This window comes from Methylobacterium sp. 391_Methyba4 (assembly GCF_029691625.1).
Lineage (GTDB): Bacteria > Pseudomonadota > Alphaproteobacteria > Rhizobiales > Beijerinckiaceae > Methylobacterium > Methylobacterium fujisawaense.
Map to the genome: position 1 here is coordinate 4,637,821 of NZ_CP121475.1, position 13,254 is coordinate 4,651,074.

General features: G+C 70.0%; 14 protein-coding genes. 7 read left to right on the forward strand and 7 right to left on the reverse strand.

Going from position 1 to position 13,254, the window contains the following annotated elements; all coding sequences use genetic code 11:
• The first annotated feature begins 2 nt into the window (after positions 1-2).
• The 6 genes from P9K36_RS21765 to P9K36_RS21790 all read left to right on the forward strand — a co-directional run bounded on the left by P9K36_RS21765 (position 3) and on the right by P9K36_RS21790 (position 5,089).
• Positions 3-824 (forward strand): Cof-type HAD-IIB family hydrolase, encoded by an 822-nt coding sequence (locus tag P9K36_RS21765; protein WP_179697169.1) that lies wholly within the window; start codon positions 3-5, stop codon positions 822-824.
• Between the two features lie 188 nt (positions 825-1,012).
• Positions 1,013-2,008: a transglycosylase SLT domain-containing protein gene (locus P9K36_RS21770; protein ID WP_043759076.1), complete on the forward strand. Its 996-nt coding sequence runs from the start codon at positions 1,013-1,015 to the stop codon at positions 2,006-2,008.
• Positions 2,009-2,342: 334 nt separating this feature from the next.
• Positions 2,343-3,227 (forward strand): helix-turn-helix transcriptional regulator, encoded by an 885-nt coding sequence (locus tag P9K36_RS21775; protein WP_278305979.1) that lies wholly within the window; start codon positions 2,343-2,345, stop codon positions 3,225-3,227.
• A gap of 227 nt (positions 3,228-3,454) precedes the next feature.
• Positions 3,455-4,306, forward strand: a complete 852-nt coding sequence (cysE, locus tag P9K36_RS21780; protein WP_043388169.1) for a serine O-acetyltransferase — start codon at positions 3,455-3,457, stop codon at positions 4,304-4,306.
• Positions 4,307-4,399: 93 nt separating this feature from the next.
• Entirely contained in the window at positions 4,400-4,615 is a 216-nt protein-coding gene (locus P9K36_RS21785; RefSeq protein WP_007565940.1) for a DUF3126 family protein, read from the forward strand.
• A 144-nt stretch (positions 4,616-4,759) separates the two neighbouring features.
• The gene (locus P9K36_RS21790) at positions 4,760-5,089 is read left to right on the forward strand and encodes a hypothetical protein (protein WP_043358025.1); all 330 of its coding nucleotides are present in this window, start codon (positions 4,760-4,762) and stop codon (positions 5,087-5,089) included.
• 6 nt (positions 5,090-5,095) lie between these two features.
• Here the strand turns inward: P9K36_RS21790 and P9K36_RS21795 are convergent, their stop codons facing one another.
• Positions 5,096-5,803 (reverse strand): transglutaminase-like cysteine peptidase, encoded by a 708-nt coding sequence (locus P9K36_RS21795; protein ID WP_051976324.1) that lies wholly within the window; start codon positions 5,801-5,803, stop codon positions 5,096-5,098.
• A gap of 319 nt (positions 5,804-6,122) precedes the next feature.
• Between P9K36_RS21795 and P9K36_RS21800 the strand changes: the two genes are divergently transcribed.
• Positions 6,123-6,380 carry a hypothetical protein gene (locus P9K36_RS21800; RefSeq protein ID WP_043358027.1) on the forward strand — a complete coding sequence of 86 codons (258 nt, stop codon included), beginning with the start codon at positions 6,123-6,125 and terminating at the stop codon, positions 6,378-6,380.
• A 6-nt stretch (positions 6,381-6,386) separates the two neighbouring features.
• On the opposite strand, the gene P9K36_RS21805 is transcribed toward P9K36_RS21800, so the two are convergent.
• The 6 genes from P9K36_RS21805 to P9K36_RS21830 all read right to left on the reverse strand — a co-directional run bounded on the left by P9K36_RS21805 (position 6,387) and on the right by P9K36_RS21830 (position 13,195).
• A complete protein-coding gene (locus P9K36_RS21805; protein ID WP_274926765.1) occupies positions 6,387-7,019 on the reverse strand; it encodes a transglutaminase-like cysteine peptidase in 633 nt (210 codons plus the stop codon).
• Between the two features lie 322 nt (positions 7,020-7,341).
• Entirely contained in the window at positions 7,342-9,075 is a 1,734-nt protein-coding gene (locus tag P9K36_RS21810; protein WP_278305980.1) for an AMP-binding protein, read from the reverse strand.
• A gap of 64 nt (positions 9,076-9,139) precedes the next feature.
• Positions 9,140-9,919 (reverse strand): enoyl-CoA hydratase, encoded by a 780-nt coding sequence (locus P9K36_RS21815; RefSeq protein ID WP_043385729.1) that lies wholly within the window; start codon positions 9,917-9,919, stop codon positions 9,140-9,142.
• Positions 9,916-10,809 (reverse strand): 3-hydroxyisobutyrate dehydrogenase, encoded by an 894-nt coding sequence (mmsB, locus tag P9K36_RS21820; RefSeq protein WP_278305981.1) that lies wholly within the window; start codon positions 10,807-10,809, stop codon positions 9,916-9,918. Before mmsB ends, P9K36_RS21815 begins: the two co-directional genes overlap by 4 nt.
• A gap of 182 nt (positions 10,810-10,991) precedes the next feature.
• Positions 10,992-12,053 carry an enoyl-CoA hydratase/isomerase family protein gene (locus tag P9K36_RS21825; protein ID WP_053609918.1) on the reverse strand — a complete coding sequence of 354 codons (1,062 nt, stop codon included), beginning with the start codon at positions 12,051-12,053 and terminating at the stop codon, positions 10,992-10,994.
• Positions 12,050-13,195 (reverse strand): isobutyryl-CoA dehydrogenase, encoded by a 1,146-nt coding sequence (locus P9K36_RS21830; RefSeq protein WP_043759088.1) that lies wholly within the window; start codon positions 13,193-13,195, stop codon positions 12,050-12,052. Before P9K36_RS21830 ends, P9K36_RS21825 begins: the two co-directional genes overlap by 4 nt.
• Positions 13,196-13,254: the final 59 nt, after the last annotated feature.

Sequence of the window (13,254 nt, forward strand, 5' to 3'; positions counted from 1 at the left end):
GGATGATTGCAGGATCCGGCAAGGCTTCGGGAATCGCCCTGGTGATCTCGGACGTCGATGGAACCCTGGTGACCGGCGACAAGCGCCTGACCGAGGCGACGGTCACGGCCGTCCGGCGGCTGAGAGCGGCAGGCATCGGCTTCAGCATCGCCTCGGCCCGGCCGCCGATCGGGCTGCGGAACCTGGTCGCCGAACTCGAGCTCGACCTGCCGATGGGGGCGTTCAACGGCGCGAGCGTCGTGCGGCCGGACCTCTCGACCATCGAGGAACGGACCATCCCCGAGGCGGCGGCCCGGTCGGCCCTCGACCGGCTGTTGGCCGAGGGACTGGACGTCTGGGTCTTCGCCGAGGGGGCGTGGTGGCTGCGCGACCCGGAGGGTCCCTATGCCGACCTCGAACGCCGCACGATCGGCGCGGAGCCCCGCGTCGTCGCCGATCTCGGCCCACTCATGGGGAGCGCAGCCAAGATCGTCGGCGTCAGCCGCGACCACGCCCATCTGGCAGCCTGCGAAGCCCGGATCGGGGCGGCCCTGGCCGGTCAAGCCACCATCCACCGTTCGCAGAAATACTACCTCGACGTGACGCCACCCCATCTCGACAAGGGGCGATTCGTCACCTGGATGAGCGCGCATCTCGCCATCCCGCCGGAGCGGATCGCCACCTTCGGCGATGCCGGCAACGACCGTCCGATGTTCGCGCAAAGCGGATTCTCCGTGGCGATGGGCAATGCCGAAGCGGCGGTGAAGGCGGCTGCGCGCGCGGTCACCGACAGCAACGACGCGGACGGCTTCGCCCATGCGGTCGAGCGCTTCCTCCTTCCCTGACCGCCCGGCCGCCGCCCCGGGCATCCCTTTGGATCGCCGCGCCGCCGCGTGTTGCGTCGCTGTGGCCCGCGGATCACAAACGCTCCCGACACCCCGGCCGCCCACAGGCTGCCGAACCGGGGCCGCTTTCCGGCCTCATTTCCCCGTGACCTAGCTTGACCACAGAACAAGCAGCACCGGGTCTCGGAATGCATCGCCTCATCCTGGCCGCCGTCCTCGCGGTCGTGCCCGCAGCCGCCTTCGGGCAGAGCGCGCACGACAATATCGACGCGTTGATCGAGCAGCAGGCCAAGGCGAACGGCGTGCCGGCAAGCTTCGTTCACGCCGTCGTCAAGCGCGAGAGCAACTACAATCCGCGGGCCAAGGGCGGCAGCGCCCTCGGCCTGATGCAGATCAAGCACGCGACTGCCCGCAGTCTCGGCTACACCGGCGATGCGGCCGGCCTGTACGATCCCGAAACCAACCTTCGCTACGGCGTGGCCTATCTTGCCGGCGCCTATCGGACCGCCAAGGGCAATCTCGGCCAAGCGTATCAATACTATAATCGCGGCTACTACTACGCAGCCAAGCGCCAGGGCATTTCCACGGAAGTCGCCGCGGTGGTGGCGCCCGTCGCGGCCTCGGCCAGCGCCCTGGCGAGCCTGTTCAGCGGCGGCGCCGCCGAGACCCGGAACACCGCGGCGGCCTCAGCCCTGGCCTATGCGCCCACCGCGGCCGCAGTGGCGGAGGTCCCGACCGAGGCCGTCGAGGTGCCGCTGCCGCCGCGTCGGCCGGCCGCCCTGGCCGGCACCACGATCGAGCTCGCCAGCCTGTCCCTAGATCCCGCCGCGGCTTCGGCCGCGAATTCTGCGGCGACTCCGGCCGCCGCGCAGGCGGCGGCGGTTCCGTCCGTGGAGGTGCCGCTGCCGCCGCGTCGACCCGCGGGTCTCGGGAGCGCCCTGGCGGCGACGGAGGCCGCGCCGGCGCAGATCGCGGAACTCCGGCTCTCGCCACAGGCCACGGCAGCATCCGCTCCGATGTCCCCGGCCGCCGCTTCGGCACCGGCCAACGAGGCGGCGGTCGAGGCGATCGAGGTGCCGCTGCCGCCGCGTCGCCCGTCCCTGCAGATGCTCGCCGCCGCCACGCCGCGCCGCGCCCCGGCTGCGGCCCCCGTGCGCGAGGCCACCGCTCTCCCGGTCGAGTAGCCCCGCCATTCCGGAGCGGCCGCGCGTCGGGGAACCCGATGCGGATCGGCCCTCTGCCCACACAAGGATCATGCCCAAGGCTTGACCATCGCACCGTTCCGCAACACATAGGCGCCACGCCAGCAACGTGGTTGGATCGGCACGGACCGAAGCCGCAAAACAGCGGCCGTGCGCGCATGGCGCGCGACGGATCTCAGGGCAGGAACGCCGGTTCAGGCGCGCGAGGTCGGGCATTCTATCGCCCGACGGTACGGTAGGGCGCGATCGATCTCGAAGCGGCAGGCATGCAGGGCACCGACCCTGCTCTCAAGCTGGCAGGAAAGCGAACAGCGCCATGAGCGGCGTGGTGGAACAGGAATCACTTTTTCTCACAGACCTCGGGCGACGCGTCAGGCACGCGCGCACCGTGCGCGGCCTGTCGCGCAAGGTTCTGTCACAGACCTCCGGCCTGTCCGAGCGCTACATCGCGCAGCTGGAAGGCGGCCAGGGCAACGTCTCCATCATCCTGCTCCGGCGGGTGGCCAACGCCATGGGCGTGCGACTGGACGACCTGATCACCGGCAATGACGGGCTCCCCGATTGGCCGGTGGTGCGCGACCTGCTCGCCCAGGCCAGCCCGGCCCAGATCGCCGCCGCCAAGAACGCCCTATCCGGCGGTAGCCGACCGGAATCGAGCAACCGCCCGCGGGTAGCGCTGATCGGCCTGCGCGGCGCCGGCAAATCGACCCTTGGCAAGCTCGCGGCCGAGCGCCTGGGCTGGACCTTCGTGGAACTCAATGCCGAGATCGAACGGGAGAACGCCCTCTCGGTCCAGGAGATCTTCGCGATCTACGGCCAGGAGGGCTACCGCCGGCTGGAGCAGGCGGCCTTGCGTCGCCTCACCGAGCATCCCGGGCCGCTGATTCTGGCCACGAGCGGCGGGATCGTTGCGGAGCCGTTGACCTACGACCTTCTGCTGCAAGCCTTCTACACGATCTGGCTGCGCGCGCGGCCGGAGGAGCACATGAGCCGGGTCCGCGAACAGGGGCACCTCGCCACGACGGGCGACCATGCCTCTGCGATGCAGGAGCTGCGGGCCGTCCTCGCGAGCCGCGAGCCGCTCTACGCGCGGGCACCCGCCACGGTGGACACCTCCAACATCCCGGTCCAGACGATGCTGGACCGCCTGACAGCAGCTATCGAGGCGCGGTTCGGCCAAGCTGCGCCGCTGGCGGACTGAACGTCACTCGTTCGCTGACAGCCATGCGGCCAATGCGGCTTTCGGGTCGCGCCGGCCCTTGATCGCGGCGGTGCAGCGCACCACGCTAGGTCCGAACATGCGGCCCAGCGATGGCCCGGCCCGTTTCCGCCCCGGACAGCGCCCCCTTCCGCTTGATCGGGCGACGGGTCCGCCGCCGCAGGCATGACCGACAGCGAATCCGAAGTTCCGGACATGAGCATCCGCCTATGAGCGCCAGTCCTGCCTTCACGCACCAGTCGCACGACCTCACGCACCTCGACCCGGTCTGGTCGCGGCTGCGCGCCGAGGCGGAGGATGTCCTGCGCACCGAGCCGCAGCTCGCCTCCTTCATCGTGGCGACGATCCTGAACCACACCACGCTGGAGGGCGCGGTCTCCCACCGGGTCGCCGCCCGGCTGGGGCATCCGTCGCTGCCGGCAGAACTCGTTGCCCACGCCTTCCATGAGGCGATCACGGTGGATCCGGACATCGGGCAGGCCTTCCGCGCCGATATCGGTGCGGTGATCGACCGGGATCCGGCGACACTCCGGGCGCTGGAACCGGTCCTCTATTTCAAGGGGTTCCACGCGCTCCAGGCTTACCGCCTCGCCCATCATGTCTGGAACCGCGGCCGGCGCGACCTCGCTCTCTACCTCCAGAGCCGGGTCTCGGAAGTGTTCCAGTGCGACATCCATCCGGCGGCGCGAATCGGGCGGGGCGTCTTCCTCGACCACGCCACGGGGCTTGTGGTCGGCTCGACCGCGGTGATCGAGGACGACGTGTCGATCCTCCACGCCGTGACGCTGGGCGGCACCGGCAAGCAGCGCGGCGACCGCCACCCCAAGATCCGCCGCGGCGTGATGATTGGCGCCGGCGCGAAGATCCTGGGCAATATCGAGGTCGGCGCCTGCGCCCGGGTGGCGGCCGGCTCGGTCGTGCTGCGACCGGTACCGCCCAACACCACGGTGGTCGGCGTGCCGGCGCGGGTGGTCGGCACCGCAGGCTGCGACGATCCCGCCCGGGCGATGGACCAGTTCGTCGCCTTGGACCAGTTCATCCACTTGGGCGACGGGATCTGAACCGCAACGCCGTCGCGCTTGCCGCTCCGCCCGAGGCGTGGCAAGCCCTCGGCCCATCCGCGGCGCCAGCGCCGCCAGGGGAGATCGATCAGCGTGACCAAAGCCGAGACCGCGAAGCTTCAGGACTATCTGCGCCGCAAGTTCGCGAACAACAACATCCGCCTCACGGCGATGAAGACCGGCGACTCCGCCGAGGTATTCATCGGCGAGGAATCGATCGGCGTGATCGCCGACGACAAGGAGGATGGCGACGATTCCTTCGTCTTCCGGATGGCAATCCTCGACATCGATCTCGAGGAAGAGGCCTAGCCGACGACGCGGCTGACCCCGCATCCCCGGTGGGGCTGCGCCGGCCCACAGCTGTGCACGGATTAACGCTACCCAAGACTCGTGCTTAACAAGCGGTAAACGGCATGAGTACAGTGCGCGCAACCTGTATCAGGAGCGCGAATAATGGTCCTCACGCCCGCCGCCATCGAGTCGATCCGGACCCTGTGCATCGGACTGGCACTGTCCGGCTTGATCGCCAGCGCCTTCGAGCTGTTCGCAGCACGGCGGGCGAGCTTCAGCCTGCTGGAGCGGGGCGGCCTCCCGGCGGTGGCCGCCCTGCCGATGCTGGCCTTTTCGGCGCCGTTCATCATCCTGCGCAACACGGTGCGCGGCCGGCGGATCGAGGGCCGGCCGATGCCGTTCGTGATGCTGGCGACCATCGTCGCGTGCGGCTGGAGCCTGCTCTCGGGCCGGGTCGCCCTTGACCTCGCCGCGATGCTGGTCGGCGTCTGACCAGATTCAGGGCTCGGCGGTGGCGACCTGTGCGGTGCCGTCCTTGCCCTCGAGGGAGACCCAGGCCGGCCCGTCCTGACCGGCCTGCTTGATGAAGCTGTAGCCGGTACGCCGCCAGGAGCGGATCGCGTCGGTCTTGTTGTCGAGAATGAAGTCGCCGCGATCGGTGCGAACCGTGAGCACCGCGTGGCCTTCGTTGGTCTCATCGATGACCACGGTCATCAGCAGGGCACGCCGCGGCAGGCCGCGCTCCACCAGCATCCGCCGTTTCAGCAACTGATAATCCTCGCAGTCACCGAAGCCGTCATCGGGAAAATCCCAGCGATCCACGACGCCCCAATGGGCCTGATCGGTGATGGGCTTGATGCGGGCGTTCACCCGACGGTTGACGCTCTGCAGGGTCCGCCACACCGCCATGGTGAGCGGGATCGCGTTGGGCTCGGCAATGTCGACCACGCATTCCTGGGGCGTCCGCGCGCAGAAATCCGTCCAGCCCGCGATGGCGCGCACCGACCCAGCCTGTTCGACGGCGGTCACCTGATCCGGAAGAACGAGCCGGGCATGGGCATGGGTCGTCGCGCCGCCCATCGTGAGGATCGCGCCCACCAGCGCGAAGCTCGCGGCTTGGCGCGCCCGGCGCACCGCATGAGCCCAGCCCCGCCATTGCAGGGCGCCGAACACCTGACACGAGATTCCGCCATCCGCGTGCCGCATGGCCCAAGCCCCCGCCGCCCGATGATGACGGAAGGGTGACACGACCACGTGCGACGCACAATGGGTCAGGGCGAGACTGACAACGCGCGTCGAGCCCTATCGGTTCCGATTTAAGAGACGTTTGCATCCGCAGAGCTGACCCGAAACACATGCACGGAGCGAATAGCCGCTCTGCGCCCCTTCCGAGGGTCTTGATTCAGGTCAGTTTTGCCGGCTTCTCAGGGATGCTCACGCGCAGGATTCGCGGCGGGCCCGATCGAATTGCAAGAAGCCAGCCAGCCCGTCGCGGACGGGACTGCGCCTCAGGAAAGGACCCGCAATGCAGCCCGCCATCCAGCAGGTGATCAGAGCGCTCGCCGAGGATGGTCGGGCCGGGGCGATCAATATCGCGGAGCACGCGGTGGATTCCTATCTCGCCGATGCGCCGAGCGAGGGCGACAGGGCGCTGTCGCGGGACATTCTGGTGCGGGATCTCGCCAGCCTTCGCGGCGTCGCCCCCCATCTCGCTGCCTTCATCGGCCGGGTCGAGGCCTATGTGGCGAGCCTTGCCCAGCCGTCGCTGAGCCGGGCGGCCTGAGACGGCTCAGCGGTTGGCGGTGGTGACCGGGGAGGTGACGCCGCCGAGCGAGACCCAGGCGACGGCGTCCTGGCTCTCGCGCTTGATGAACACGTAGCCGGTCTTGTGCCAGGGCAGGATCGCGTTGGTCTTGTTGTCGAGCACCAGGTCGCCCCGGTCGGTGATCAGGGTGAGCACCGCGTGGCCCTCGCCCTTCTCGTCGATCACCACGGTCATGCGCATCGCCCGCCGCGGCAGGCCGGCCTGGGCCAGCAGATGGCGCTTGAGCAGCTGGAAGTCCTCGCAGTCGCCGATGCCGTCCTCGGCCAGATCCCACCGGTCGGCCACGTGCAGGTGGTCCTGATCGGTCATCGGCTCGACCGCCTTGTTGACCCGCCGATTCACCGACACGATCGTCGCCCAGGTCGCGGGCGTCAGGCTGATCCGGGCCGGTTCGCCCCGGTCGAGCGCGCATTCGGCCGCGTAGGTCTGGCAGAAGGTCACCCAGGCCGCGATCGGCTTGGCGTCGCCCAGCACCCGGGCATTGTCTTCCGTCGGCAGGCTCGCAAGCGTCTGCGCCTGGGCCGTGGCGGCGAGGCCGAGCAGCGTCGCTGCTCCGACCAGCATCCCCCGAACCGTCTTGAGAAGCCCCGCGCCCATCGAACCCGTCCCCGTTGTTGAGAACAGGATTGCGCCGCAGAGCCTCCGCGCCGCTGAAGCGGATGCGCGCAATTTTATCGATCGGCCGGCGCGGGCCGGCTGACATGCGGCAGCGTCGACGGGAGACTTGAGAAGCCTTGTAAATCGCGGGCTTCGGTTTGGGGAAACGGAAACCTTGAGGGTTTGTCACCCGCCAACATGCAGTCTTGGCGGGGCGCCATCGTCGTTGCGAGCGGAGCCCGCCAATCCCCTGGCGCCCCATCGGCCGGCGTCGCGCTGCCCAGGATCGCTTCGCTGGCGTGCGACGACGGCGTGGACGCGGTCAGCCCGCGGTCTGGTCGAGCTTGCGCTCCGCCTCACCCTTCAGTTCCGGGAAGTCCGCCTGCGTGTAGGCCCGGCCCCGGTGCGGATCCTCGGTGATGCCCTCGTGCTCCAGGCGGCGCAGTTGCACCCGCCGGATCTTGCCCGAGATCGTCTTGGGCAGGTCGGTGACGAATTCGAGGCCGCGCAGGCGCTTGAACGTCGCGAGCCGGGCATTGGTGAAGCGGAAGATGTCGAGCGCCGTCTCCGGCCCAGGCGTGGCCCCCGCCACCAGGGACACGTAGGCCTTCGGGATGGTGTGGCGCATCGGATCGGGCACCGGCACCACCGCCGCCTCGGCCACGGCCGGATGCTCGATCAGCACGCTCTCGAGTTCGAAGGGGCTGATCCGGTAGCCCGACGACTTGAACACGTCGTCGGCACGTCCCACGAAGGTGTAACAGCCCTGATCGTCCACGAAGGCGACATCGCCGGTATGGTAGAGATCGCCGTCGGCTCCCGACAGATGGCCCTGGCCGTCGTCGTAGCCCTGCATCAGGCCCGCGGGCCGGTACGCGCCGAGTTCCAGGCAGACCTCGCCCTCTGAGGCCGGCTGGCCGTCGAGGTCGAGGACGCGCACCCGGTAGCCCGGCAGGGGCCGACCCAGGGCGCCCGGCACCACCGGCTGCCCCGGCGTGTTGGCCATGAGCGCCGTGGTCTCGGTCTGGCCGTAGCCGTCGCGGATCGTGAGGCCCCAGGCGCTCTTCACCCGCTCGATCACTTCGGGATTCAGGGGCTCGCCCGCCGCGCAGACCTCGCGCAGGGCGAGCCGCTTCCCGGTCAGATCCTCCTGGATGATCATCCGCCACACGGTCGGCGGCGCGCACAGCGTGGTGGCACCGGTGCGTTCCAGCTGCGCCAGCAGGGCGGCGGCGTTGAACGGCGCTTGATTGATCACCAGGATCGTCGCGCCGGCATTCCAGGGCGCGAAGAACGAGGACCAGGCGTGCTTCGCCCAGCCCGGCGAGGAGACGTTGCAATGCACGTCGCCGGGCTGGAGCCCGAGCCAGTACATCGTCGAGAGCGCTCCCACCGGGTAGGAACGGTGGCTGTGACGCACCAGCTTCGGCTTCGCCGTCGTGCCGGAGGTGAAGTAGAGGAGCATCGGGTCGTCAGCCCCGGTTGGCCCGTCCGGCGCGAAGGTCTCCGGGGCCCCGAACGCGTCGTCGTAGGCCGCCCAGCCTTCCGTCGCAGCCCCGGTGACGAGGCGGATGGCGCCGCCCGTGTCGAGGCCGGCGAACCGCGCGATCTGCTCCGGCCCGGCCACGATCGCCCGCGGGCGCCCGCGGGCGAGGCGGTCGGCCAGCTCGTCGGCGGTGAGCAGCGTGGTCGCCGGGATGACAACGGCGCCGAGCTTCATCGCCGCCAGCATGGTCTCCCACAGGGCCGGCACGTTACCCAGCAGCAGGAGCAGATGGTCGCCGCGCTTCAGGCCGAGCTGCCGCAGGTGGTTGGCCACCTGGTTGGAGCGGCGGGCGATCTCCCCGAAGGTGAGGCTCTGCTCGGCCCCGCTGCCGGCCTCGACGATCCGCAGGGCGGCCCGGTCGCGGCTCTCGGGACCGGCGAGGACGGCGTCGAACCAGTCGAGCGCCCAGTTGAACGGCACCGGATCCGGCCACGCGAAAGCCGAGACGGCAGCGCCATAATCGGTGCGATGGGCCAGCAGAAGGTCGCGGGCCTCCCGGAAGCTCGGCATGGTCGTTCCCCTCCCCGTCTTGTGGTCTTGGCGCCCCGACCCCATCGGCCGGGGCGGGCTGCGCTCAGGTATTCTCGAACCGAGGCGGCCGCTTCTCCACGAAGGCGGCCATGCCCTCCTTCTGGTCCTTGGTGGCGAACATGGCATGGAAGACCCGCCGCTCGAAGCGGATGCCCTCGGTCAGCGTGGTCTCGTAGGCGCGGTTGACCGCCTCCTTGGTCATCATGGCGATCGGCAGCGACATCGCCGCGATGGTCGCGGCCGCCGTCATGGCCTCGTCGAGGAGCCGGTCGGCGGCGATCACCCGCGAGACGAGGCCCGAACGCTCCGCCTCGGCGGCATCCATCATCCGGCCGGTCAGGCACATCTCCATGGCCTTGGCCTTGCCGACGAAGCGGGTGAGCCGCTGGCTGCCGCCGATTCCCGGCATCACCCCGAGCTTGATCTCGGGCTGACCGAACTGTGCGGTGTCGGCGGCCAGGATGATGTCGCACATCATGGCGAGCTCGCAGCCACCGCCCAGCGCGTACCCCGCCACCGCGGCGATGATCGGCGTGCGCACGGCGATGAAGCGGTCCCAGTCGGCGAACCGGTCGCCCGCGTACATCTCCGCGTAGGTGGCGTGCTGCATCTCCTTGATGTCGGCCCCGGCCGCGAAGGCCTTGGCCGAACCGGTGATGACGATGCAGCCGATATTCGGATCCGCATCGGCCTCGGTGGCCGCCCGGATCACCTCGCCGGTGAGCTGTGCGTTGATGGCGTTCAGCGCCTTCGGCCGGTTGAGGGTGATCAGAAGGACGCGCCCGCGCGTCTCCGTCAGGATCGTCTCGTACGCGTCGCTCACGACTCGCCTCCCTGCCCGCGGAGCATATTGATGATCGCGGAAAAGTCCTCTCCCCCGTGACCGGCGCCCTCGAACAATCCGTAGACCTGCGCGGCCTCTGCGCCGAGGGGTGTCGCGGCGCCGGAGGCCAGGGCGGCGGCCTGGGCGAGCCGGAGATCCTTGAGCATCAGCGCCGCCGCAAAGCCCGGTTTGTAGCCGTTGTTGGCCGGCGAGGTCGGCACCGGGCCCGGAACCGGGCAGTAGGTGGTCAGCGACCAGCACTGGCCCGAGGAGACCGAGGCCACGTCGTAGAGCGCCTGGTGCGACAGGCCGAGCTTCTCGCCGAGCGCGAAAGCCTCGCTGACGCCGATCATCGAGATGCCGAGGATCATGTTGTTGCAGATCTTGGCCGCCTGCCCGGCGCCGGCATCGCCGCAATGGAACACGTTCTTGCCCATGGCCTTGAGCAGAGGCTCGGCCTTCGCGAAGGCGGCCTCGGCGCCGCCGGCCATGAAAGTCAGCGTCCCGGCCTTGGCGCCGCCGGTCCCGCCGGAGACCGGCGCGTCCACCGACAGGCAGCCCCGCGCCTCCGCGAGGGCGTGGGCCTTGCGGGCGCTCTCGACGTCGACGGTGGAGGAATCGATCAGCAGCGTGCCGGCTGGCAGTGCCGCGGCGAGCTGCGTCCAGACCTCGACCACGTGCCGTCCGGCGGGCAGCATGGTGATGACCACGTCCGCGCCCTCGGCCGCCGCCAGGGCCGAGCCCGCAACGGTAATCCCCTCGGCGCGGGCGGCCTCCAGCGAGGCCGGGACCAGATCGAAGCCGCGCACCGTATGGCCCGCCTTCACGAGGTTGGCCGCCATGGGTCCGCCCATGTTGCCGAGACCAATGAACCCGATGGTCTGTGCCATCCCGTCCTCTCTGAGTTGTTTATCGCCTGTCCCACCCTCGCCCTCATCCTGAGGTGCCCGCGTCAGCGGGCTTCGAAGGAGGGCTCCAGAACACGCCGCAATCCCTGGAGCCCTTCTTCGAGGCCTCCGCTGCGCTCCGGCGCCTCAGGATGAGGGGATGAGTGGGAGAAGACGAAGCTTCATCACACCGCCCCAGTGCGCGATTCTGGAAAGACCGGCGCCGCCCGCTTCTCCAGCCAGCGGGCGATCCGGGCCGGATCGACCGCGTCAAGGCTCGGCGGGTTCCAGCGCGGGGTCTTGTCCTTGTCGATCACAGCGGCGCGGATGCCCTCGCGGAAATCGCCCTCGTCCAGCACCGCCAGGGACGCGTGGAACTCGCGTTCCAGGCAGGCCTCCAGGCTCGGCGCGCCGCGCCCGAGGCGCAGCAGGCAGAGCGTCAGGACGAGGCTCGACGGCGACTTCGTCAGCAGGATGTCGCGGGTCGCCGCCGCGAAATCCGAGCCGTCGGCCGCCAGCGCCGCCAGGATCTCGTCGACCATGTCGAAGGCGAAGCAGCGGTCGATCATGCTCCGGTGTGCGGCCAGGGGCGCCGGATCCGGTTCCCGGGCGAGACGCCCGATCAGGTCCCGCACGCCCGCGTCGCCGGCATCCGGCGCCAGGGCCGAGAGCGCGTCGAGGAGATCGGGAAGGGCCCGGGACGGCACCATCGCGTCGGCCAACCCGCACAGGATCGCGTCGGCGGCACCGACCGGCTCGCCGGTCAGGCCGAGATAGGTGCCGAGCTCGCCGGGCGCGCGGGGCAGGAGCCACGTGCCGCCGACATCCGGCAGATAGCCGATCCCGGTCTCCGGCATGGCGATGCGCGAGCGCTCGGTGACGATCCGGTGGGCGGCATGACCCGACAGGCCGACCCCGCCGCCCATGGTGATGCCGTCCATCACCGCCACGAAGGGCTTCTCGTACTGGGCGATGCGGGCGTCGAGGCGGTACTCGTCCCGCCAGAAGGATTCGGCGAAGGGCGTGCCGTCGCTCTCGTAGAGGCCGCGCAGGTCGCCGCCGGCGCACAGCCCCCGCTCCCCCTCCCCGGTGAGCAGCACCGCCGCGATGCCGGGATCGGCGGAGAACTCATCGAGGGCCCGATCGATCGTGCCGACCATGCCGTGGGTCAGAGCGTTCAGGGCCTTCGGGCGGTCGAGGCGCAGGCGCCCCAGGGCGCCGACCCGCTCGACGATCACGTCGGTCATCGGCGGTCTCCGGTCAGCGCGCGGGCGATGATCACCCGCATGATCTCGTTGGTGCCTTCGAGGATCTGGTGCACGCGCAGATCCCGGACGATCTTCTCCACCCCGTACTCGGCGAGGTAGCCGTAGCCGCCGTGGAGCTGGAGCGCGTCGTTCGCCACCGCGAAGGCCGCGTCGGTGACGTGGCGCTTGGCCATGGCGCAGAGCTGGGTGGCGGCGGGATCCTTGGCGTCGAGGGCGGAGGCCGCGTGGCGCAGGAAGGTGCGCGAGACCTCCAGGCTGGTCGCCATGTCGGCAAGCCGGAACTGCAGGGCCTGGAAATCGGTGAGCTTCGCCCCGAAGGCGCGCCGGTCGCCCATATAGGCGAGCGCCTTGTCGAGGGCCGCCTGGGCGCCCCCGAGGGAGCAGGCGGCGATGTTGAGCCGCCCGCCGTCGAGGCCGCTCATGGCGATGCGGAACCCCTGGCCCTCGGCGCCCAGGCGGTTGGCCACCGGCACGCGGCAGCCGTCGAAGCGTACGGCGCGGGTCGGCTGGGCGTTCCAGCCCATCTTGCGCTCGTCGGCCCCGAAGGAGAGGCCGGGCGTCCCCTTCTCCACCACGATGGCCGAGATGCCGGCCGGGCCGGCCTCGCCGGTGCGGACCATGCAGACGTAGAGGTCGCTGGCACCGGCCCCCGAGATGAACTGCTTCTCGCCGGTGAGGACGTAATGGTCGCCGTCGCGCTCGGCGCGGGTGCGGAGCGCCGCCGCGTCGGAGCCCGAGCCCGGCTCGGTCAGGCAGTAGCTGGCGATCCGCTCCATCCCCATCAGGGACGGGATCCAGCGCCGGCGCTGGTCATCGTCGCCGTAGGCGTCGATCATCCAGGCGCACATGTTGTGGATCGACAGGAACGCCGCCACGGTCGGGCAGCCGGTGCTGAGCGCCTCGAAGATCAGGGTCGCGTCGAGGCGGGAGAGGCCGGAGCCGCCGAGATCCTCGCGGACGTAGATTCCCGCCATGCCGAGGGCGGCGGCCGCCCGCAGGGTCTCGACCGGGAAGGTCTTGTCGCGGTCCCAGTCGAGGGCGTGGGGGGCGATGTGCTCGGCTGCGAAGCCCTGTGCCATCTCGCGGATCGCGATCCGGTCCTCGTCGAGCCCGAAACTCATTGGGCACTTCCTCTCGTTCGCCACCCAACTGCACGGGGCTCGCACATCCGCTGCCACGA

Bases quoted from the DNA above. Each gene is read 5' to 3' on its own strand.
- P9K36_RS21790 (WP_043358025.1), top strand. From the start codon at position 4,760: ATGGTCCTCACGCCCGCCGCCATCGAGTCGATCCGGACCCTGTGCATC.
- P9K36_RS21770 (WP_043759076.1), top strand. From the start codon at position 1,013: ATGCATCGCCTCATCCTGGCCGCCGTCCTCGCGGTCGTGCCCGCAGCC.
- cysE (WP_043388169.1), top strand. From the start codon at position 3,455: ATGAGCGCCAGTCCTGCCTTCACGCACCAGTCGCACGACCTCACGCAC.
- P9K36_RS21810 (WP_278305980.1), bottom strand. From the start codon at position 9,075: ATGCCGAGCTTCCGGGAGGCCCGCGACCTTCTGCTGGCCCATCGCACC.
- mmsB (WP_278305981.1), bottom strand. From the start codon at position 10,809: ATGGCACAGACCATCGGGTTCATTGGTCTCGGCAACATGGGCGGACCC.
- P9K36_RS21765 (WP_179697169.1), top strand. From the start codon at position 3: ATGATTGCAGGATCCGGCAAGGCTTCGGGAATCGCCCTGGTGATCTCG.
- P9K36_RS21800 (WP_043358027.1), top strand. From the start codon at position 6,123: ATGCAGCCCGCCATCCAGCAGGTGATCAGAGCGCTCGCCGAGGATGGT.
- P9K36_RS21795 (WP_051976324.1), bottom strand. From the start codon at position 5,803: ATGCGGCACGCGGATGGCGGAATCTCGTGTCAGGTGTTCGGCGCCCTG.
- P9K36_RS21825 (WP_053609918.1), bottom strand. From the start codon at position 12,053: ATGACCGACGTGATCGTCGAGCGGGTCGGCGCCCTGGGGCGCCTGCGC.
- P9K36_RS21805 (WP_274926765.1), bottom strand. From the start codon at position 7,019: ATGGGCGCGGGGCTTCTCAAGACGGTTCGGGGGATGCTGGTCGGAGCA.
- P9K36_RS21830 (WP_043759088.1), bottom strand. From the start codon at position 13,195: ATGAGTTTCGGGCTCGACGAGGACCGGATCGCGATCCGCGAGATGGCA.
- P9K36_RS21775 (WP_278305979.1), top strand. From the start codon at position 2,343: ATGAGCGGCGTGGTGGAACAGGAATCACTTTTTCTCACAGACCTCGGG.